This window comes from Nostoc sp. WHI (genome assembly GCF_015714725.1).
Taxonomy (GTDB): domain Bacteria; phylum Cyanobacteriota; class Cyanobacteriia; order Cyanobacteriales; family Nostocaceae; genus Nostoc.
Genome location: NZ_WBKM01000267.1, coordinates 1 through 19,047, shown reverse-complemented (window position 1 = coordinate 19,047; position 19,047 = coordinate 1). Strand labels below are relative to the sequence as shown.

Sequence of the window (19,047 nt, the reverse complement as noted above, 5' to 3'; positions counted from 1 at the left end):
TTTTTAAGGGGGGTTGGGGGGATCTCCGAACACTGAATATCACTAACTGAACCGTATTGCTATATAACTTAATTTACAAGTCGCAAACTTAATTTACGAGTCGCAAACTTAATTTACGAGTCAGAAACTTGATTTACGAGTCAGAAACTTAATTTACTAGCTGATTTCGATATGTATAACTGCTCACTGTCCCAGTATTTATAACTCTGACTCAGAATCAATTCACTCTATTCGTTTAAAAATCACCATCTCAGTACCGACAACTGGATTACGCGCTATCAGCCTATCTTGAGAATCAAGAATTTCTAAATGGGTAAAATCAAGTTCTTGAGAGCGCTGTAATATTTCAGCAGCTAGATTGTTTTGCTGAGATTCTTTGAGAGTGTACCAATCGTCATTAATTTTGACAGTCAGATTACTCGTGCGAAAATTAGCTTGAATTGACTGTATCAGTCCAGAGGCAATGCGATCGCTAATTTCAGCCACCTGATTTTCAATAGCCGCAATTAAAGCTTGTTCTGGCGTCAATTCTATAGTTGGCGTTGGTGTGGGAATTGGTTCCGGTTCCGGCGTTGGTGGGATTTCTACTTCTGGCGGTGGCGTAATTTCTTCAGGTGGCTGTGGTTCTGGTGCAATTAACTCTGGTGGAGTAGTTATCGTTGGTGTTGGTGCAGGAACCTTTTCAACCGGGGGAACTGTTGCTATTTCAGTAGGTTTACCATTAAAGACAGTCGCAGTTGTCCAAAGGAGAATTACCGCAATTCCGGCAATAATTCCCGTCAAAGCTGTATCTGATAACTTTGTTGACAAATTTGATGGCAAAAACAAGCGGATTTTCCTTAACAATCCACCCCATCGCAACTGAAGCTGCTGTAAAAAACTGGGTGTTTCATCACTACCAGGCGAGGGTGCTGTCTCCAGTTTCTCCACTGTTCCTTCTAAAACCCCAATCGTCCCTCGGAGAAGTTGGATAGTTTTAGCCTTCCAAATTGGCTGAACTATCTGGTAAGGTTTTTGGGGAGGTTGAGTTACCTGATTATCCGTCGATTTTAACTGATTGTCTTTTGACATGGAACTTTCACCAAAAGCAGCGAATCAAAGACAAACAACGTACATTATTACTGGTGCTGCCTCTTTTGACTTAATGTATCACTTCAAAAGCACATTGCTTCAGCTAAACTGACTATTTATTAAATTTAGTGACTTATGAAACTGAAACGCCGTCAATTTTTATTTTTAAGTAGCCTCAGCGCCATCAGTACAAGTTTTTTAGGCTGTGCGTTAGCTCGTCAAAATAATCAAAGTGCTGATATTAACGATTTAACAACAACTATAGCTGCCAACATAGCCAAAGAAGAATTGTTACTACGTTTTGTGTCTGTGGCAGATACGGGGACTGGGGATAAAGGACAGTATGCTGTGGCTGGAGCGATGAATGCGTATCACAAGGAAAAGCCTTATGATTTAGTCGTTTTAGCTGGAGACAATATTTACAACAACGGCGAAATAGAAAAAATTAATGCCGTTTTTGAGCGTCCCTATAAAGTTTTGCTTAAGCAAGGTGTAAAATTTCAGGCTTGTTTAGGCAATCACGATATTCGGACTGCAAATGGTGATCCACAAGTGAAGTATGCAGGCTTTAATATGAAGGGACGTTACTATACATTTAAACGCGAAGCCGTGCAATTTTTCGCTTTAGATACTAATAGTAATGCTAATTGGAAAAACCAGCTACTCTGGTTAGAAAAAGAATTAAGTCTTAGTAACGCTCCTTGGAAGGTAGTATTTGGACACCATCCAATTTATGCATCTGGTCATTACGGGAGCAATCCAGAGTTTATTAAAATCTTCACTCCGCTATTTCAAAAATACGGTGTTCAAGTTTATATAAATGGTCATGAACACCATTATGAACGCACTCGTGCTATTAATGGAACGACTTATTTAATTACTGGCGCTGGTGCTGGTAGTCGTCCTGTAAAGCGTTCAGAGTGGACAGAGTATTCTGCTCAGAAGTTGAGTTTTGCGGCCTATGAGGTGTATACCGATAGAATAGAAGTAAGTGCGATCGCTACTGATAATAGTGTTTTTGATCAGGGAATTATTCAATTAAAATCAGCATGAATCAGCAAGATATTTCTCGTGCGATCGCTAATATTATAGAATCATCTCAAACACCAGATGCTCTATTTTCTGCACTGTTGCCAGCTATAGGCGATTTTTTACAATCTGATAGATGTTTTTTATACTTGCATAATCCGCAGACTAACCTTGGTAGAGTTGCCTTTTGTTGGGTTCGCACTCCAGATGTACCTACCGTCTACAATGAAGACTGGGCAGCACAACCGCCATCTTTAACAGATGAAGATCCGATGTTTGCGGCTGCGTTGCGTGCCAAACCTTCAATCTTTGTAGAAGATGTAGAAACTGCTGATTCTCAGGTTTTAAATCGGGAATTTGAACAGAAGTATTTTGGACATCGCGCTCTTATTCATGCTCATATCCGCCAGGATGGCCAACTCTGGGGAATTTTACAACCATGCATTTTTGGTCATCCCAGAATTTGGACTGAATATGAGCGAGTGGTGATTAATAATCTGGTTGAAAAAATTACACCTTTTGCAGTTTCCTATGTCAAATCTGCTTTTGATTAGCTGTATTAAATGTAAGCGTTCAGCGTAGTTAAAAAGCAAAACGATTAGCGATCGCTAACCCTATATTAGAGGATGCATGGGTCTAACTTTCGGAGCGATCGCTGTATTACCCAAGTTCAAAGGCTTTCCTCGTTCCCAGGCTCCGCCTGGGAATGCATTCATTGAGTCTCTGGCTCAATGTCTAACTTCTAATGAGCCATTCCCACGCAAAGCATAGGAACGAGAGAATCGCGCTTTTTTCGACTTGTGTGTACACCGTAGCCTTTTTAAGGGGGGTTAGGGGGGATCAATAAGTGCCTAAAATCACAGTAAAATATTTTTAAAACATCCTCTTAGAAGAGTTAGCACTATTCTGATTACAATGTTAAAAATGTATAGCATCACTGTCATTGAATCAGAATTATTGCCTCTTGAGCCTTGATAGAAAGTGCTTTTTCAAGCCCTTGTCCAACTTTGGCAATTAGTTTGTCAAAAGCTTCTTGATTTGCTGTCAATTGTTCTCGAAGAACCTTTTCTAACTCAGGCTTTATCTGGTTGCACATATCGTCAATTTTTTTGTCGCTCAACAAACTAGAACGAATCCAACTGGGGATATGCACATTTGTCTTGATTGCTTCTTGGACATTCTTGCGATTTAGCTCCATTCCCGCCGCCATAACCGAAGCCCCATATACCAGCGCAATCGGCCAAGTCAAGTGTCCAGTTAGGATTAAAGTAATTATGCTAGCGACAGTGCCTCCACCAATTAATATATTGACAATAAACGCTACTGTGTCGGCAAGGATAGTATCTCCAATTCGTAGCTCTGGGTTAACAAAAATTGGGTCGATACTATCCTCAAACCTTAAACTGCTTCTAGGTATTTGAAACTTTCGGCATATAGGGTCAGTTTCTGCGGCTAAGTCAGGTTGGATTTTATTGTTAAACCAACTAATGTATTGATTATTAATTATCTGCTGAACAATATCGCTTTTAAGCCACTGCTCTGCCCGACTCTTCATAAATGTTTCTAAATCGGCTAAAGTCCCTATTTTGTTCTTTTGCCAGTCTTTTACCCCTGGTCTAACTGCGTTTTCAATCAAACTATCTGCCAGTGGTTTAGTCAACAATTCAATTAACTCTGGGATATGCTTCTCAATTAACTCTTTGAGTTTGTTTGAGTCTAATAGTTTGTTGACTTCTTGCTTAAAGGCAGCTGCACGCAGATCCCATCGTCCTACTCGCGCCAATCCCAATGCAATACATCGTTCAGGTTCTGAATCAGGACGAAAGAATGTTTCTGGTTGGTTAAAGATTTCTTGAGAAATTTGATGTGTAAACTTCATCCGAGATGCACCACCAGTCATCAGCACCACTTTCGGCACAACGCCAAGTTTGTCGAGATTTTCTTTCGCCTCGGTTAAAGCAAAGCGAAACGATTCAACCCAACTCTTTTGCTCTAGTTCGAGCATTCTTTGATTTAAGATTTCCTCCATAATTAATTTATTAACTTGGGGAATAAAATAAATCTGTTCATTGATAGACTCGAAGCCACGCGCAAATGTTTGAGGATCGTTATATAGCTGTTCATTAGAAAAGTAATCTTCTTTAGTTTTGCGGCAGGCAAGTTCGCAACGAGCTTGGTGATGGGGATATTCAAGAAATACTTTTTCTAGTAAGGATGATTGTTCATGTTTGGCGAGAGTGCGCTCAAAAATAGCTTTATCAATTAGGGATGCTCCCAGAGCATTACTGCCAAAATCTATGGGGATTTCTTCTAAGCTCTTAACGAGGGTAAAATCTGTGGTCGAAGAACCAATATCGACAATTAGCACTGATGAAAGAAGTTTTTCATATTCCAGTTTGCCAGCTTCTTTGGCTTGCATGAAAGCAGCCCGCGATTCTGGTATAACATTTAATTTGGGAATACCAGCTTCTTGAAGCAGTTTTTGATATTCTTCTCGTTCTTTAATTGACCATCCTGAAGGGCAACCAACGTAAAAATAGTTACTTTCTCCACCTTCAATTTGTTTGCTTTCTTTTAAAAGGCGATAGTACGTGGCAATAAAAGTGCTAATTGTCTCTCGATACTTTGGATCGTTGTTTGGTTTTTGTTTGAAAGAGATTGTTAACTGGGTGACGCCAGCTTGAATTAACGCTTGTTCTCCAACCAGATAACCAAGTTGAGGATGCCAGCCAAGAGCCGTGATTTGGTTTTTCTTATTGTTAATCTCAAGCATCTGAGGGGGTTCGATACTCTGTACTATAGCTTTAGCTACAGCTGTTTCACCGTGTCCCAAATCAAAACCGATTGTTTCTAAAATTTCCATACTCTTATTATCTGTTATTCTCTAGCCTTGGAATACGCTGGCTCAATTACCCGACCACGCCTGAGCAAGCGATCGCTTTTCAACAAAGCAGGAGTTATGGTCACGTAGTCTTTGGTGGATGGGTCGATACTTGGCTCAAAGTCAAAATATTCACGATAACTGAGCGGATCTTTTGGTTGATAATTTTGGGCGCGAATTCCCTGAGACATTAAAATCTGTGGCAGAAGTTTTGCTAGTTCGTTCACCATTTGGGGTTTGTCAAGAAATGATGCACCTATTAACCTTTGAACAAAATTTAATAACTCTGGCAGTTCTTCTATGCCAAGGTCAGCTTCATGTTTATTCCCTTCTTCAAATCTAGCAACTGCTAGATCGATGGTGTTGAGAGCATCAGCAATGTTGGCTAAAAGGACTTTGCTATCAACCCGTAGGATAGGTTGAGCTAATTCCAATTGCTCAACAGAGGTTGAATTGTTTTTATCGAGTTGAAGCACAACTTCCAGCCCCAAAAGTACAGAAGCTAGCAAGATAGCCATCCAAGCACCTGGGGTAGTTTCAGTTAAATGAAACAACCAACCTAAAATACCTATATAGATAAGTGCTTTTAGCAGTTTCAAAATTAACGTGTTGGGAGCAAATTTTGTAGCTGGGTTAGTGATTTGCTTTGGCTCTATTGGAGCAATTTTTTGAAAGTTAGCCGCAGTGAGAGTGGCGATGGACTGCCGCAGTGTATCCAAGAAAAAGGAAGCCAAACGTACTTGAGCCACATTTAGCTCACTAATGTAAATTCTTTCAAGATTATCGAGTCGGTTCTGAACCAGCTTAACTACCTGCTCAATGCTGGTTAAATTGTCAATCTCTGTCTGGAGTTGGTTATGTTCTTGGCTAAAAAGTGTAGTGATTGTTTTCATTATATTGACCAAAACTTTAACTTTACTTGTGTTTTCAGCCTCTAACAATATACCCAGAATATTTAGCCGAAAATAAGCATTTTACCTTAAATACGCACTTTCATTTTCGTCAATATATATTACCAGAACAACTCTCTAGCAGGGTAGCAGCCTTATGCCAATAGGAGTAGTTTATTCTCAATAGACTCAACAATAATCGCATTAATAGCTGCTTATTAACATAGATTTAGAAATAGGCGTAGCCCGCACTTCTCGCGTAGCAAGATCCCGTTCGCGTAGCGTCTCCAACAGGAGAAGGGTACGACAAAGCTCAGTGATCGTCGCATTTTAATGAATACATTCCCAAAACACTGTTGCACAGAGACTTGACACAAAGTTATCAATATGAGAACCTAAATTTAGTTGTGAACTGGAGTTTAATACATGGGTGAAATAGAGCAACAAAAGGAGTAATTATACAATGCATATCATTGGAATCGAAAACCTTGTTGAATTTAGTAAAATTTATCCCGATGCTGAGATTCCTCTTGATGTATGGCGACAGACTGCTGAACAGTCAGATTGGAAGCATATAATGGATGTAAAGGATGTCTATCCCCATGCAGATTTTGTAGAAGGCTATACAGTCTTTAACATACGGGGAAATAAATATAGACTAATTACCAAAATTATTTATATAGTAAAAACCATCAATATTAAACAGGTATTAACTCATAGTGAATATGATGAAGGTAAGTGGAAAAAATGATGCAAATTTTAGGTAAATATTTTCTCAATAATATATGGAAGCAACCATTGACTGTATAAACGTCTAGAGCATGGCAAACAATAACTAAGAGATTTTATCTCAAGGAAATTTCAGATGACTAGCACACTGAACAAAGAAGAATACACTAGGTTACTTGCTGAAACTTTGCCACGAATCGTCGATACAGAAACAGAGCATAAGCGCCTAATAAATGAAGTTGATAAGCTCATGGATTTGGGCGAAAGCCTCACAGCAGAACAAGCTGAATTGTTGCAGTTACTCGTACTACTTGTTAAGCAGTATGAAGATAAACACTATCAATTAAAAGCTGCAACTCCCGTTGATATATTACAGGAATTGATGTTGACACGCGAACTAAAACAAAAGGATTTAGTCGATATTTTTGGCTCTAAAGGTATTATCTCAGAGGTAATAAATGGAAAAAAAAGTATTAGTAAAAATCAAGCCAAAGCACTAGGAACTTTTTTCCATGTATCACCTGCATTATTTTTGTAGTCCCAAAATTTGAGAGAGGTTTTATTAATAAATTCTCCCTTATACTAAATATCATTAGTTTAATTATCACCGAAAAATTTATGATTCTTGAGGCTGTGATGCTTTATGTCAAACCTGGACTAGAATCCGATTTTGAAGCTTCTTTTAAAAAAGCTTCTAGTCTTATTTCCTCAATCAACGGATATTTATCTCATGAACTGCATAAATGCCTAGAAGTCAAAGGTAAATACTTATTGCTTGTTAAATGGGAAAATTTAGAAGCTCATACTGTTGTATTTAGAGGCTCTGCTGAGTTCCAAGAGTGGAAAAAACTTCTGCATCATTTTTATGACCCATTTCCTATTGTTGAACACTTTGAAGAAATTGAAATATAGCAAAGTAGCCTACTTGCTGTAGTTCAAAAAATCAAAAACTGGATCACTCCACTCTTTGCAACTGCGCTACTCTTGGATCAACAATTTTTTGTCCCAAGCTGTCAAATTTAATTGCCACAGACATCTTACTACCTGTTCCAAAAACATGAGTTATTTCACCAACACCAAAGGTTTTATGTAATACTTGATCGCCTACTTGCCAATTCTGCTTTGTATCTTGTTTTCCACTAGGAGCAGAGGCACTTTTAGTATAAGTTTGACGACTCAGGCGTTGAGTACTTAATAATTCTTCTGGCAATTCGTCGAGAAATTGCGATCGCATGGCGGCTTCACGAGAACCATACAAACGGCGTTCGCGCGCGTGTGATAAATACAACCTTTCTTGAGCGCGAGTAATCCCCACATAACACAGGCGGCGTTCTTCTTCCAAAGAAGCGGGATCACTTAGCGATCGATAGCCGGGAAATAGCCCTTGTTCTAATCCCACCAAAAACACTACGGGAAATTCCAAACCTTTGGAAGCGTGCAAAGTCATCAAAGAAACGGCTGTCTGCCCTTCTTTTAAGTTATCTAAATCGGAACTGAGGGCAGCACTACTGAGAAAGTCTCGGAGGGAAACCTCTTCATTTTCTTCTTGAAATTGCAGTGCAGCGTTGTAAAGTTCCTGGACGTTTTGGACTCTATCTGTGGCTTCATCTGTGCCTTGACTCATCAAGTCTTGAACGTAACCAGAATCTTCTAATATTCCTTGTAAAACCTCAGTCACGGGAAGCGTGGCGATTTGTCCTTGCCAACGGCTAATCATTTCGGCAAAGCTATTTACAGCTTTTGTCGCTCGTCCAGCTAAGGTATTAACTGATGTTTCATCGCTGAGTATTTCCCATAAAGTTGTCCCTAATTGCTGGGCAGCGTTCACCAAAGCGTCAATAGTGGTTTTGCCAATTCCCCGCCGGGGAGTGTTGATAACTCGTAATAAACTGACTGTATCAGCTGGGTTAGCGATCGCTCTTAAATATGCAATGACATCTTTAATTTCTTTGCGATCGTAAAACTTCATTCCTCCCACAACTATGTAAGGAATTTGATATTTTACTAACAATTCTTCAAAAGGGCGAGATTGAGCATTTGTCCGATAAAGTATGGCAAAACTACCCCAGTTCAACTCTGGATTTTGCTGTTCTAAAGTCCGAATTTGATTAATCACAAATGCGGCTTCTGCAAGTTCTTCATCAGCTTTATGACAAGTAATCTGTTCACCCGGCCCCCGCGTCGCTTTCAGGACTTTATCAATCCGTTGGGTGTTATTTTCAATTAGTTCATTAGCCGCTTGTAGAATGTTTTCAGAAGAACGATAGTTTTCTTCAAGCTTAACCATCGTCCGGGTGTCATCATCTACCAAACCATCACCAAAGTCTTCCTGAAATCCCAGCAAGATGGTGAAATCTGCCATCCGAAAGCTGTAAATAGATTGATCTGCATCGCCAACAACGAAAACTGAGCGATTTTGCCATTCCCATTCGCTCTTTCTGGTTTCGCCATTAGTAACTAATAAGTGGATGAGTTGATACTGAGTTCGGTTAGTATCCTGATATTCATCTACAAGAATATGGCAAAACTTGCGATGCCAGTAACCCAATACCTGCTCGTTTTGCTGGAATAATCTAGTAGGTACGAGAATTAGATCGTCAAAGTCAAGAGCGTTGTTTTCTGCTAACTTATCTTGATATAAATTATAGACTTGAGCAATTATTCGTCCGCGATAATTGGGTTGCTCTTGCTCAAATTCTTGAGGTGATAAAGCTTGATTTTTAGCGTTACTAATAGCGTACCGGACAGAACGCGCGTCAAACTTCTTATCGTCTAAATTTAGCTGTTTATTAACGATTTCTTTGATCAGAGTCATAACATCTGATTCATCAAAAATAGAGAAATTGCGATTCCAACGCCGTCCTTTTTCGTCTACATATTTTTCAATATCAAAGCGGAGAATACGAGAAAATAGACTGTGGAAAGTGCCACACCATAAGTCTTTGATAATATCTTTATAAACTTGCGATCGCAATTGTACTTGTTGATATTCTGTCAACAGATCCAACTTTTGACCGTGTTGTTTCATAGCCAGTTGTTCAGCAAACAGCCGTTGAATCCGGTCTTTCATCTCCCGCGCAGCTTTGTTAGTAAAAGTAACCGCTAAGATATTCTCTGGATCAACACGGTGTTTCAGAATCAGATTTGCGATGCGATAAGTCAGAGCTCGTGTTTTACCGGAACCTGCGCCAGCAACAACTAGCAACGGACCGCAGTAATGTTCGACAGCTTGACGTTGGCTAGGGTTAAGGTGACTGAGAAAATCGAGGGTTGTTGTCATGGGATGTGAAAAAGCGATGTCTCCGATGGGCTACGCCTACGCCTGGTGTCACATCAATAGAGAGTCGCTATTGCCCAGGTTACAATATCCTAGCGAAATTTGGTCAATAAACATTGTATGGCAATATTCTTAACCAAGATGACTTAAATTAAAGTGAAATCAAAAAATCCCCATAGAAATAATGGGTTTTGCGATCGCTCAATCCAACCTACAAATTATGATGAAATTGACAAAGATTAAGCTGTATGATTTGGCAGGAGCCGAGGACAATCGCCGTTTTAGCCCTAACTGCTGGCGCGTGCGGCTGGCTCTACTCCATAAAGGATTGCCCTTTGAAGCTATACCTTGGCGGTTTACTGAAAAGGAAACTATTGCCTTCTCAGGACAGGGTAAAGTACCCGTGATAGTTGATAATGAGGAAGTTGTTTACGATTCGTGGGCGATCGCTCAATATTTGGAAGAGAGCTATCCTGAGTATCCATCACTATTTGGTGGAGAGATTGGCAAGTCGTTGTCTTGGTTTGTCACTGATTGGGTTGAAGCAGTACTCAATCCTGAAATTGTGCGATTGATTATCACAGATATTTATTCGCACCTACACGAAAAAGACAAAGATTACTTCCGCCAAACACGCGAAAAGGCTTTTGGTGCAACATTAGAGGCAATCTCTGCCGATCGCGAACAGCGAGTTATCACTTTTGGCAATAGCCTAACTCCACTGCGTCGAACTCTCCAGCATCAAACCTTCTTGGCTGGACAGACACCAGCTTGGGCAGATTATGTAGTATTTGGCTCCTTTCAGTGGGCACGCTGCGTTAGCTCATTTCCCCTACTTGCAGCAGATGATCCAGTTTATAGCTGGCGCGATCGAATGCTTGATATTTTTGATGGGGAAGCTCGTAAGGTCTTAGCATATCAGTCTTAGAGGATGTTTGAAAAGTATTTTTTCAAAGTCCCTCTCCCAAATCTGGGCTACGGTGTACACAAAAGTCGAAAAATGTTTGATTTTCATAAGAAAATACAGCAAAGAGATGCCGCAGCTAGTCTGTCCTAGACATCGCATTCACAAAAGTTTAGTTAATTTCACTGAGATTATTTTGAGATTTCCGGTAGTAAATCAATTCATCAGCCCGTTACAACAATTCTTGTAATGACTTAAACGTTTCTTATACATGAAAGAGTGATTGTTGCGAAGTATTAAGTATTTGTTGCAACTACTTATATGTTTGCTGGAAAGACTTAAACCTTTCTTATACATGAAAGAGTGATTGTTGCGAAGTATTAAGTACTTGTTGCAACGACTTATATGTTTGCTGGAAAGACTTAAACCTTTCTTATACATGGATGAGTATTTGTTGCAAAGCATCAAGTATTTGCTAAAACTGCTTCTACATTTGCAAGAAATGCTTAAGCGTTTTTTATATATGTCAGAGCATAAGTTGCAAAGGTTTAAATTTTAATAGATAAAATAGAGTGCATTACGGCTTTAACCTAACGCATCGTGCTATCTAGTGATGCATTAGACCTCTTGCATAAATAATTTTTTGTCTCACGCAAAGGCGCAAAGAAGAAAGCGAAAAGAAGAAAGCGAAAAGAAGGACTTTTGCAAGAGGTCTATTATTTATTTTTCTCACCAAATAAATGCTGTTTTAGTACGTCTAAACGTGAACAGTTCCAATAATCAACATGGGAAACAATCAAACCATCACAGTTAAGACCTAATTCACTCCAACCAGGAATGGAGATGCGTGGCTTCCAGGGGAGAGGAGTATTCCAACTGAGTGTCCACTCAGTTTTAATTGTGTCTTTCAAACCTTGAATATTATGTAAATCCATTTTGGGATCTAAAAACCAAGTTTCGATGAAATTAATCATTTCTTTGTAGCGTTTAACGCCATGAAATTTATTCAATGGATCTTTAAAATAAACGTCTGGAGCGTAAATGCTGTAAGTTTGATTTACTGGGAATCTTTGATAGTCTTCTTTGAGGATTTCAATGATATCCATGATGAATAAAAATATGTGTAAATCAGTGTAATATCTAAGCTGGACGTAGATAAAAATCCTGATTAAGGATTGAAATCTATTTCATTCCATAGGCGTTCTAACTGACGCCGCCAAGCAGCTATGACTTCTTCTCGCGTCTCTGGGGTTTGGCTTATTTCGCCCATCACTCCTTCTGCATAAAAGCGTTCCAAAGTTTGCATAGTAGCTTGCAGAGATTGTCCTTGCTGTTTTGCTGCCTGAATAATTTGCCGGATGCGGCTTTTAATCAGTCCATTAAAGACATTATCTAATCTAGCTTGATGTAAAGATATAAGTCTATTGATAGCATTGGATAAATCTGCACTCACCAAAGTGCCACTGTGATGCTGAAATACCCCCCAAAGTACTCCTTCATGTAAAGCGTAACGTACTTCTTGAGTGTCATCAAAGTTGGCTTCTAGGAACTGTCCTAAAAATGGTTGGGCTTCCTGGGCGGGGACAATAGGCAGTAAAACTCGCAGCCAAGTATTATCTTCGGAAAGCAACACCAACAGCCGGAAAGTAGAAGTGTTTACTTGCCACGAACCAGGAGCAACTGCATCAATAGCAGATGTGCCAAATAATTCTGTTAGCGTCAGAGCAATTTCTTCAGGTGTCATAAATTTTTGTTAGATATAGATTTACTTTCTTATAGCGGTTCCCACTCAGATGCGGTTGTCTCGTTCCCAGTCTCCGACTGGGAATGCCTAACGAGAGGCTCCGCCTCAAGACTTGCGGCAGAGCCGCGATGAGCAGCATTTCTAGCCAGAGGCTAGAAACGAGGTTTAAAAGGGATTTTGGCTTAAGTTGACACCAATGGGAACTGCCGTGTCCCTACGGGTGTACCTCACGTAAACGAGAACCGCTATAATTAAACCTCTTTATTTTTTGTAAATCAAAAAAACTGAACCAATTGATCCAGCGTTTTCTACATAAGTCTTTTGATTGTAATACAATCCTGGAGACATCCCTCCATCAAATAAAATTCCTTCTTGAATCTTACCTAAACAATTATTGTTAGCAATGCCTTCAAGGACATTATCAAACATATCTGGCAGTAACTCTTGATTAACTTGAGATAATTCAATATCTGAATTAGCTTTCGAGTCATTAACTAACAGAATTACATAGCCTTTATTCGTGATAGCTGCCATAGAGCGATTAGTTGCATTCTTGCAAGCAAATTCTCCCAAATCTTGACAAATATTTTTAAATTTACCCTGACGATAGAATCTGCCATTACCTCCCACTAAATTGTAATTGAGAATATCGCTTTTTCTTCTCCCAGCCTGGATAGTAGCCTGTCGCTGTTGTAGTTTACCTCCTGATATCCCAAAGGAAGAACGTTTATTTTTAAATGCTCCTGAATACTCTACGCCACGAGAAACATTTAAGCCTTGTGGTTGATCATCAGTATCTATATAGTCGGCATTAATTGCGGCAATGGGTAGCTGTCCGTTTAATTTGGCATTTTCATCAGTAATCAGTTCATGAAACTGTTTTGGTATATATTGTTTACGCAGTTTCCCCTTAGCATCTTTGGCGTAGAGTTTATGAGATAGACCAACATTAACTTTGAAATCTAATTCTGCTGATTTTGGATTAAAAATAATTACATGGTTAATACCTCTTTGATTTTTAGTACCTTGATTATTAGTTTTAAAAAAATCAATACTGAACTTGGCATCTTTCCCAGGGCAAGTTTTAGATGCTTTTGCTACTGAATTTGCTTCAATCTCTTGACAACCTGATAATAAACTCGCTGCAATTATCAAGATAAATAACAAAAATAATTTTTTTATAGACATAGTAATACAAAAAACCCGCTACAGAATTACTATAGCGGGAAATAATTTAAAGTTTCAGTACTAAGTTAATCTAACAGCCAAAATTTAAGGGAGCCATTCTAAAACAGCTTCTTCTTTGGTGTTAGTATTTCGGGATGGTGTGTCACGATTAAAGTTCATGTGAATTGACCGGGTTTGCTCGCCATCAACAGCCACAGCCAAAATCGGATAGTCAATTAAGCCATCCTGGAAGGACATTTGGAAGCGGAATGTTCCATCAGGATTTAGCTGAATTGGACGGCCGCCAATGGTTACGGTAGCATCGGGTTCAGTTGCACCATAGACTATCAATTCAGCATCAGCAATTAACCAGAACTGGCGCGGACGCATTGGTATGGCGGAAGCTGAGAAGCCAGCACCTGACATTCCTGCACCAGAAGCGGTTAAACCAGACATGGTAGGAACTGCCCACATGCCCACACCAGATGGGAAAACGTAGGAGCTAATGGCTTGTTCAGGACGCGCTAAACCATGCTGGGAACCGAAAATAGAACCAGCAACCCGTTGTGCTTCGGCAGATTCCGCTAAACCAAAGATTTGGTCGTAGATGGGGTTGCTGCCATTGACAGCATTACCGTTGGCAGTAGTTGCGGTTGCGGTTGCGGTTGCGATCGCTGGAATCTTCTTGGTAGGAGGAACTAATTCGTATTGAGTCTTGCCAGATAAATCTTCTTCAAAATCTACAGTGATGAAGACATCCTCAATCCAGTCAGAAGGATAGACGGGAGGAATGTGTACTCTGATAGAACGAGCTAGTACTAACCAGCGACCATCAGCAGCACGATAGCCGATATCGATCACATAATCGCGATCGCTAACTGGAACTGGTAGATACCATTCTCTGGCTAGTTCATCAGCAGGATATTCTTGAATACTGTGGGGGCTTTGGTATTCTATATTGATGTCGGTGACATCATAAATCCGTAGTGCAAGTTGTTGTCCCCCTTGTCGGCGCAGTTCTTCTTTGTGTTCATTGGGAATATCCCAATAAGTGTAAGCCCACTGTGGATCGCGCGGTAGGAGTACAATCCGGCTTTCACCGTAGCCAGAGGGCAAATCTGCGAGTCCTTCATCAACATCAGCCAAAGAGCCACCGGTACGATCTTCCTGACCTAATTCAAACTTCGTAGCTTCCACAGTTTCTTGTGCCTCCAATGGACGAGATGGACTGAGCGAAATTTTGGTGCGCTGAACTTCTTGAATTGATGCCAGTAGTTGTGATTTACGCATTCGGCTATAGCGAGAGATGCTATATTCACTGGCAACTTTACGTAATTGGCGTAAAGTCATCTCTTCTAGTGGCGGGCGTTCTTTTACCATTAATTTGGCCTCCAGTAGTTTAAGCGGTAAATGATTTCCCCTGGTTAAGGAATGCTATATAAAATGTCATCCACTCCAGATGAATTTCTTATTCCTGACTCCTGGTTTTGCCCAGTTTTTAAGTTTTTTAGTCTGTTTTTAAATTCAGGTAACTTCCTTTAAGTCCCTTGTTATGCCGAAATCAGCATTTCTTTGGGAGGAATTGAAGTTCTATTTATTAATTCAATATTAACCACTAAGCATATCTAGGGATCAAGGGGTAATATGCAGGTTTTTTGCCTGTTTTACGAATTCACCAGCCTTTCTGGGATCGAATTGTCATGTTTTCATAACATTTGTAGCTGGTTACATCTGTAGCGATCGCCATCATGTCAAACTTTCATGACATTGCGCTGTGGGTTAGCCAAAAACAGCGATCCACTTAAAGGATTGGGCATTGATCGATACGGCTCCGTTAAGGTGCACAGTGCTGATCCCCCTTAGTCCCCCTTAAAAAGGGGGAAATAGAATCATTATTAGCCCCACTTTTTAAGGGGGGTTGGGGGGATCGAGTCTTATCAAACCGTATTGGAGCATGGCTAGTTACTAAATTTGTCAAACTTGAGAGTTATAATTTAGTGACTCATAACTCATAACTTTTAAATATTTGATTACCTATGACGAAGGATGAAGTCTTAGCGACTAATGCAGCTTTTTATCGAGCTTTTGAAAGAAAAGATATTGAGACAATGAGTGCAATATGGTCACAAGGAACTGGTAGTTTTTGTATTCATCCTGGAAGTAACGTGTTGCGAGGTTGGAAAGAGATTCGCACTTCTTGGGAACAGATATTTACAAATACCGCTTATATCGAAATTAACACAGATATAATTGCTACAGAATTAACTGATAATATCGCCTACGTTGTGTTGAGAGAAAATGTATTTCAAGTGGTAGGTGGAAGAAGACTAGAAGCACAATCAACAGCTACAAATGTATTTCACTTTCTCGGTGGTAAGTGGTATTTAGTTCATCATCACGGCAGCCCAATTTTGCGGTAGATTAACTAGTAATTAATGCCCAATGACTAACGACTAATCAAATCTTGAAACTGTCTATCTTCTCGAATATTGTCATAAGAGGCGATGGCTTGGCTACTTAATTTATATTATACAATCAAGCTGCACAACAGCTTAACTACCTTTGGCGATCGCACTCAACCACCTAAAACAAAACCCCACAGCTACAAACACGCTACGGGGTGAAAATTGGGGTTGTGGGGGAATGGGGTAATTGAATGGGTGTGATGGGGTTAGGGTGTTGACTCAGCTTGTATTCTCTTCCTAAATTCAATTAGGGCTTGTTCCTCTGTACTAACTACAACCCGGTTAGGTTTTGCCCTCATAATTGTTAAATAATGTTGAAAAGCCTCTTCATCATCTGGATGTTTTTTTACATAAGTTCTCAGTTCGGCTTCGCTTAATTGTTGATAGTTACTCATTGAATTAATTCCTCACCGTTACTCAAAATTTCTACTTGAATTGTTTCGCCTATTAAGCTTAGACAATGACCGCGATGCCTGCGGCGGGCTACGCCTACGCGCTTTGTTCGCCGTATGCCTGTTTAGCGCCTGTAGAATCCGTGAATGCTGTACGCTACAAACTGAAGATATCTACAGACCCAAAGGTATTGTCAGACCCCGGCTGATTATTAGAAAATCAAACACCAAGGGGAAATTAGCAACTCGGTTAATACCAGTGATTGAAGACTTACGGCGGTTACTGTTTGAATATTACCCAATGGCAGGGGATGTTTATTGGTTTCCCGGTCGTAGCAATGGACATATCAGCGAAGACTCAGCCGCTAGGATTTTAAGAACAGCTTGCCAGCAAGTAGATATTTTTGGAGTTAGTACCCCCAGCTTCAGGCGTACTGCCTTAACCTAGATGAGTAACCTGGCATTCCACTGAGAGTTATTCAGGAAATCTCAGGACATAGGAATTTAGATTTAGAAGTATCTGATGAACAGGTATTGGGGGCGGCTGCGGCGTTGTCAATGCTGTCACCTATAGCTAGTAATGGTGTAGAGCTACATACCGACATGGGATTAAAAATGCTTACAGTAGAGCATTCAATCTCAGATTAGGCCGCTTAAGAGCGATCGCACTCAATCACCAAAAACAAAACCCCGTGCTGTGATGCGCTACGGGGTGTGAATTCGGGTTTTAGCTTGGTTGCGTCGTTGTTCTAGGTGCTGTTGATGTAACTCTGGGAAGTTTTCTAAGTCCTCAATTGTCTGTGGGGCGGAGAATATTTTGTTATTGGGAGTGGGAACGAGTACTACAATATGCTGCTCATTCCTGTATATATACCCCCCACATCTTGTCAGAATTTGTAGTTATGGATTAGATCACATATACTTCCTCAGCTTGTAGCCCTCTTTGACCCCTTGTAACTATAAATGAAACTTGTTGTCCCTCTTTAAGAGATGTAAATCCATCACTTTCTATTGATTTGAAATGTACAAAAAGATCGTCGCCACTTTGCGGTGTTATAAAACCATATCCTTTTTCGTCATCAAACGATTTCACTGTGCCAATTTGCCTCATAATCTAGCATTTATATGTGAGTACTAAGTTTATAATACGTTATGTTCTCAGAGTTATGGCGAAGATGCAAGGATAATTAAGCCGCTTGTTGCCTGTTTCACCTGGATGTAGGGAAATAGGATTTTGACGACATTTATACAAACCTCCCTCAACCTCTTGCCGGGGGTACTTTCTCAGGTTTTGGAGGGTTTGTAAAATCTATGACAAGCTGCCTGTCAGCCTGAGAGCAGGTTGTCAATAAATGCTTTGTAGTTGGTGTAGAATTCTACAATTGGCTGAAGAAGGTTAAACACGCAGTTTATTGTGAGCGATCGCTACCTAATTGCTCCTTAATCACAGTGTAGTTCTTCTTAGTACTTGGTATTAAGCCCTTAGCTTGTAAAAATAACTGCTGATTCAACCTTATTTTAGTATTGGTATAGCGATCGTAGCTAAGTTTTTGACCTCTGAACTCGGAACTCCGACCTCTGAACTCGGAACTTCGACCTTTTAACTCGGAATTCCGACCTTTTAACTCGGAACTTCGACCTTTTAACTCGGAACTCCGACCTTTTAACTCGGAACTCCGACCTTTGACCCCGGAACTCCGACCTTTTAACTCGGAGCTTCGACCTTTGACCCCGGAACTCCGACCTTTTAACTCGGAACTCCGACCTCTGACCCCGGAACTCCGACCAAAAGCGCTATAATTCTGCCTCTCAACTCCAAAAGACAAATAACTAAATACAGAATTTCATAAATTCCTCGCAAACTAAAACTGGCAAAACTCAGCGCCCCTCTGCGCTTCCCTCAGCGTCCCTTTGCGTTTAAAAAAGCTCCGTAACTAATCTCCAATCAACTCCACAGCATCACGTCCATCAAAATCTTGTAAGTAAACTTTAACAATTTCTTCTTTAGCAGTAGGCAACTGCTTGCCAATAAAATCTGGATGAATAGGCAATTCCCGATGACCCCTGTCTACCAACACAGCTAAACGAATCACTTCCGGTCTACCGTACTCGTTTACCGCATTCAAAGCAGCGCGAATCGTCCGTCCTTTGAAAATCACATCATCCACGAGTACAACCGTTTTCCCCGTCAGATCAAAAGGAATGTTGGTTTTCGCCGGAGTCCGCAACCCAATTTTGTCGAGGTCATCTCGATAAAATGTAATATCCAAAGCACCGACCAAAACGTTCACACCTTCTAACGTCTCAATCTGACGTGCCAACAATTCCGCTAATAACACACCTCTAGTATAAATACCGAGAAGCACCAATTGGGACAAATCGCGCGACCTTTCCACAATTTGAGAAGCAAGGCGAGTCAAGGTACGACGGATTTCTTCGGATGAAAGAATTTCAACTACTTTGGCAGACATAGCTATCTTTAGGGGAGTGGGGAGTGG

General features: G+C 40.3%; 20 protein-coding genes. 8 read left to right on the top strand and 12 right to left on the bottom strand.

The genetic code is table 11. From position 1 onward, the window contains the following. Window positions 1–222 precede the first annotated feature (222 nt). Window positions 223–1,071, bottom strand: coding sequence for a hypothetical protein (locus F8S12_RS27140; protein WP_196519396.1), 849 nt, complete (start codon window positions 1,069–1,071; stop codon window positions 223–225). A 135-nt stretch (window positions 1,072–1,206) separates the two neighbouring features. Here F8S12_RS27140 and F8S12_RS27135 point away from each other — a divergent pair, with 135 nt between their 5' ends. Next, window positions 1,207–2,124 carry a metallophosphoesterase family protein gene (locus tag F8S12_RS27135; protein WP_196519395.1) on the top strand — a complete coding sequence of 306 codons (918 nt, stop codon included), beginning with the start codon at window positions 1,207–1,209 and terminating at the stop codon, window positions 2,122–2,124. Beyond that, window positions 2,121–2,654 (top strand): GAF domain-containing protein, encoded by a 534-nt coding sequence (locus F8S12_RS27130; RefSeq protein ID WP_196519394.1) that lies wholly within the window; start codon window positions 2,121–2,123, stop codon window positions 2,652–2,654. Before F8S12_RS27135 ends, F8S12_RS27130 begins: the two co-directional genes overlap by 4 nt. Before the next feature lie 386 nt (window positions 2,655–3,040). On the opposite strand, the gene F8S12_RS27125 is transcribed toward F8S12_RS27130, so the two are convergent. Next, a complete protein-coding gene (locus F8S12_RS27125) occupies window positions 3,041–4,963 on the bottom strand; it encodes an Hsp70 family protein (RefSeq protein WP_196519393.1) in 1,923 nt (640 codons plus the stop codon). A 14-nt stretch (window positions 4,964–4,977) separates the two neighbouring features. Continuing rightward, entirely contained in the window at window positions 4,978–5,874 is an 897-nt protein-coding gene (locus tag F8S12_RS27120; RefSeq protein WP_196519392.1) for a hypothetical protein, read from the bottom strand. Between the two features lie 460 nt (window positions 5,875–6,334). Here F8S12_RS27120 and F8S12_RS27115 point away from each other — a divergent pair, with 460 nt between their 5' ends. The 3 genes from F8S12_RS27115 to F8S12_RS27105 all read left to right on the top strand — a co-directional run bounded on the left by F8S12_RS27115 (window position 6,335) and on the right by F8S12_RS27105 (window position 7,512). After that, window positions 6,335–6,622 carry a type II toxin-antitoxin system HigB family toxin gene (locus tag F8S12_RS27115; protein ID WP_196519391.1) on the top strand — a complete coding sequence of 96 codons (288 nt, stop codon included), beginning with the start codon at window positions 6,335–6,337 and terminating at the stop codon, window positions 6,620–6,622. A gap of 114 nt (window positions 6,623–6,736) precedes the next feature. Further along, window positions 6,737–7,138 carry a helix-turn-helix domain-containing protein gene (locus F8S12_RS27110; RefSeq protein ID WP_196519390.1) on the top strand — a complete coding sequence of 134 codons (402 nt, stop codon included), beginning with the start codon at window positions 6,737–6,739 and terminating at the stop codon, window positions 7,136–7,138. Between the two features lie 80 nt (window positions 7,139–7,218). Further along, on the top strand, window positions 7,219–7,512 hold the full coding sequence (locus F8S12_RS27105; protein ID WP_196519389.1) for an antibiotic biosynthesis monooxygenase family protein: 294 nt from the start codon (window positions 7,219–7,221) through the stop codon (window positions 7,510–7,512). A gap of 43 nt (window positions 7,513–7,555) precedes the next feature. Here the strand turns inward: F8S12_RS27105 and pcrA are convergent, their stop codons facing one another. Next, window positions 7,556–9,880 (bottom strand): DNA helicase PcrA, encoded by a 2,325-nt coding sequence (pcrA, locus tag F8S12_RS27100; protein ID WP_196519388.1) that lies wholly within the window; start codon window positions 9,878–9,880, stop codon window positions 7,556–7,558. A gap of 217 nt (window positions 9,881–10,097) precedes the next feature. Between pcrA and F8S12_RS27095 the strand changes: the two genes are divergently transcribed. After that, a complete protein-coding gene (locus F8S12_RS27095) occupies window positions 10,098–10,805 on the top strand; it encodes a glutathione S-transferase family protein (RefSeq protein ID WP_196519387.1) in 708 nt (235 codons plus the stop codon). A 692-nt stretch (window positions 10,806–11,497) separates the two neighbouring features. Here the strand turns inward: F8S12_RS27095 and F8S12_RS27090 are convergent. The 4 genes from F8S12_RS27090 to F8S12_RS27075 all read right to left on the bottom strand — a co-directional run bounded on the left by F8S12_RS27090 (window position 11,498) and on the right by F8S12_RS27075 (window position 15,072). After that, entirely contained in the window at window positions 11,498–11,887 is a 390-nt protein-coding gene (locus F8S12_RS27090; protein WP_196519386.1) for a DUF2358 domain-containing protein, read from the bottom strand. Between the two features lie 62 nt (window positions 11,888–11,949). Further along, window positions 11,950–12,525 carry a hypothetical protein gene (locus F8S12_RS27085; RefSeq protein WP_196519385.1) on the bottom strand — a complete coding sequence of 192 codons (576 nt, stop codon included), beginning with the start codon at window positions 12,523–12,525 and terminating at the stop codon, window positions 11,950–11,952. A 261-nt stretch (window positions 12,526–12,786) separates the two neighbouring features. After that, on the bottom strand, window positions 12,787–13,713 hold the full coding sequence (locus F8S12_RS27080; RefSeq protein WP_196519384.1) for a phosphodiester glycosidase family protein: 927 nt from the start codon (window positions 13,711–13,713) through the stop codon (window positions 12,787–12,789). A gap of 84 nt (window positions 13,714–13,797) precedes the next feature. Then, window positions 13,798–15,072, bottom strand: coding sequence for a DUF4912 domain-containing protein (locus F8S12_RS27075; protein WP_196519383.1), 1,275 nt, complete (start codon window positions 15,070–15,072; stop codon window positions 13,798–13,800). A gap of 656 nt (window positions 15,073–15,728) precedes the next feature. On the opposite strand from F8S12_RS27075, the gene F8S12_RS27070 reads away from it, so the two are divergent. Continuing rightward, window positions 15,729–16,112 (top strand): nuclear transport factor 2 family protein, encoded by a 384-nt coding sequence (locus tag F8S12_RS27070; RefSeq protein ID WP_196519382.1) that lies wholly within the window; start codon window positions 15,729–15,731, stop codon window positions 16,110–16,112. Between the two features lie 251 nt (window positions 16,113–16,363). Here the strand turns inward: F8S12_RS27070 and F8S12_RS27065 are convergent, their stop codons facing one another. Continuing rightward, window positions 16,364–16,552 (bottom strand): DUF6887 family protein, encoded by a 189-nt coding sequence (locus tag F8S12_RS27065; RefSeq protein WP_196519381.1) that lies wholly within the window; start codon window positions 16,550–16,552, stop codon window positions 16,364–16,366. Window positions 16,553–16,592: 40 nt separating this feature from the next. On the opposite strand from F8S12_RS27065, the gene F8S12_RS41030 reads away from it, so the two are divergent. Further along, a complete protein-coding gene (locus F8S12_RS41030) occupies window positions 16,593–16,997 on the top strand; it encodes a site-specific integrase (protein WP_230968304.1) in 405 nt (134 codons plus the stop codon). A 459-nt stretch (window positions 16,998–17,456) separates the two neighbouring features. Here the strand turns inward: F8S12_RS41030 and F8S12_RS27055 are convergent, their stop codons facing one another. From F8S12_RS27055 to pyrR, 3 genes are all read right to left on the bottom strand, one after another. After that, on the bottom strand, window positions 17,457–17,660 hold the full coding sequence (locus tag F8S12_RS27055; RefSeq protein WP_196519380.1) for a cold-shock protein: 204 nt from the start codon (window positions 17,658–17,660) through the stop codon (window positions 17,457–17,459). 298 nt (window positions 17,661–17,958) lie between these two features. Beyond that, on the bottom strand, window positions 17,959–18,375 hold the full coding sequence (locus tag F8S12_RS27050) for a hypothetical protein (RefSeq protein WP_196519379.1): 417 nt from the start codon (window positions 18,373–18,375) through the stop codon (window positions 17,959–17,961). Between the two features lie 108 nt (window positions 18,376–18,483). Then, on the bottom strand, window positions 18,484–19,026 hold the full coding sequence (gene pyrR / locus F8S12_RS27045; RefSeq protein WP_196519397.1) for a bifunctional pyr operon transcriptional regulator/uracil phosphoribosyltransferase PyrR: 543 nt from the start codon (window positions 19,024–19,026) through the stop codon (window positions 18,484–18,486). Window positions 19,027–19,047 lie beyond the last annotated feature (21 nt).

Bases quoted from the DNA above. Each gene is read 5' to 3' on its own strand.
- F8S12_RS27140 (WP_196519396.1), bottom strand. From the start codon at position 1,071: ATGTCAAAAGACAATCAGTTAAAATCGACGGATAATCAGGTAACTCAA.
- F8S12_RS27075 (WP_196519383.1), bottom strand. From the start codon at position 15,072: ATGGTAAAAGAACGCCCGCCACTAGAAGAGATGACTTTACGCCAATTA.
- F8S12_RS27065 (WP_196519381.1), bottom strand. From the start codon at position 16,552: ATGAGTAACTATCAACAATTAAGCGAAGCCGAACTGAGAACTTATGTA.
- F8S12_RS27055 (WP_196519380.1), bottom strand. From the start codon at position 17,660: ATGAGGCAAATTGGCACAGTGAAATCGTTTGATGACGAAAAAGGATAT.
- F8S12_RS27105 (WP_196519389.1), top strand. From the start codon at position 7,219: ATGATTCTTGAGGCTGTGATGCTTTATGTCAAACCTGGACTAGAATCC.
- F8S12_RS27135 (WP_196519395.1), top strand. From the start codon at position 1,207: ATGAAACTGAAACGCCGTCAATTTTTATTTTTAAGTAGCCTCAGCGCC.
- F8S12_RS27070 (WP_196519382.1), top strand. From the start codon at position 15,729: ATGACGAAGGATGAAGTCTTAGCGACTAATGCAGCTTTTTATCGAGCT.
- F8S12_RS27110 (WP_196519390.1), top strand. From the start codon at position 6,737: ATGACTAGCACACTGAACAAAGAAGAATACACTAGGTTACTTGCTGAA.
- F8S12_RS27080 (WP_196519384.1), bottom strand. From the start codon at position 13,713: ATGTCTATAAAAAAATTATTTTTGTTATTTATCTTGATAATTGCAGCG.
- pcrA (WP_196519388.1), bottom strand. From the start codon at position 9,880: ATGACAACAACCCTCGATTTTCTCAGTCACCTTAACCCTAGCCAACGT.
- F8S12_RS27085 (WP_196519385.1), bottom strand. From the start codon at position 12,525: ATGACACCTGAAGAAATTGCTCTGACGCTAACAGAATTATTTGGCACA.
- F8S12_RS27095 (WP_196519387.1), top strand. From the start codon at position 10,098: ATGATGAAATTGACAAAGATTAAGCTGTATGATTTGGCAGGAGCCGAG.
- F8S12_RS27120 (WP_196519392.1), bottom strand. From the start codon at position 5,874: ATGAAAACAATCACTACACTTTTTAGCCAAGAACATAACCAACTCCAG.
- F8S12_RS27130 (WP_196519394.1), top strand. From the start codon at position 2,121: ATGAATCAGCAAGATATTTCTCGTGCGATCGCTAATATTATAGAATCA.
- F8S12_RS27115 (WP_196519391.1), top strand. From the start codon at position 6,335: ATGCATATCATTGGAATCGAAAACCTTGTTGAATTTAGTAAAATTTAT.
- F8S12_RS27090 (WP_196519386.1), bottom strand. From the start codon at position 11,887: ATGGATATCATTGAAATCCTCAAAGAAGACTATCAAAGATTCCCAGTA.
- F8S12_RS27125 (WP_196519393.1), bottom strand. From the start codon at position 4,963: ATGGAAATTTTAGAAACAATCGGTTTTGATTTGGGACACGGTGAAACA.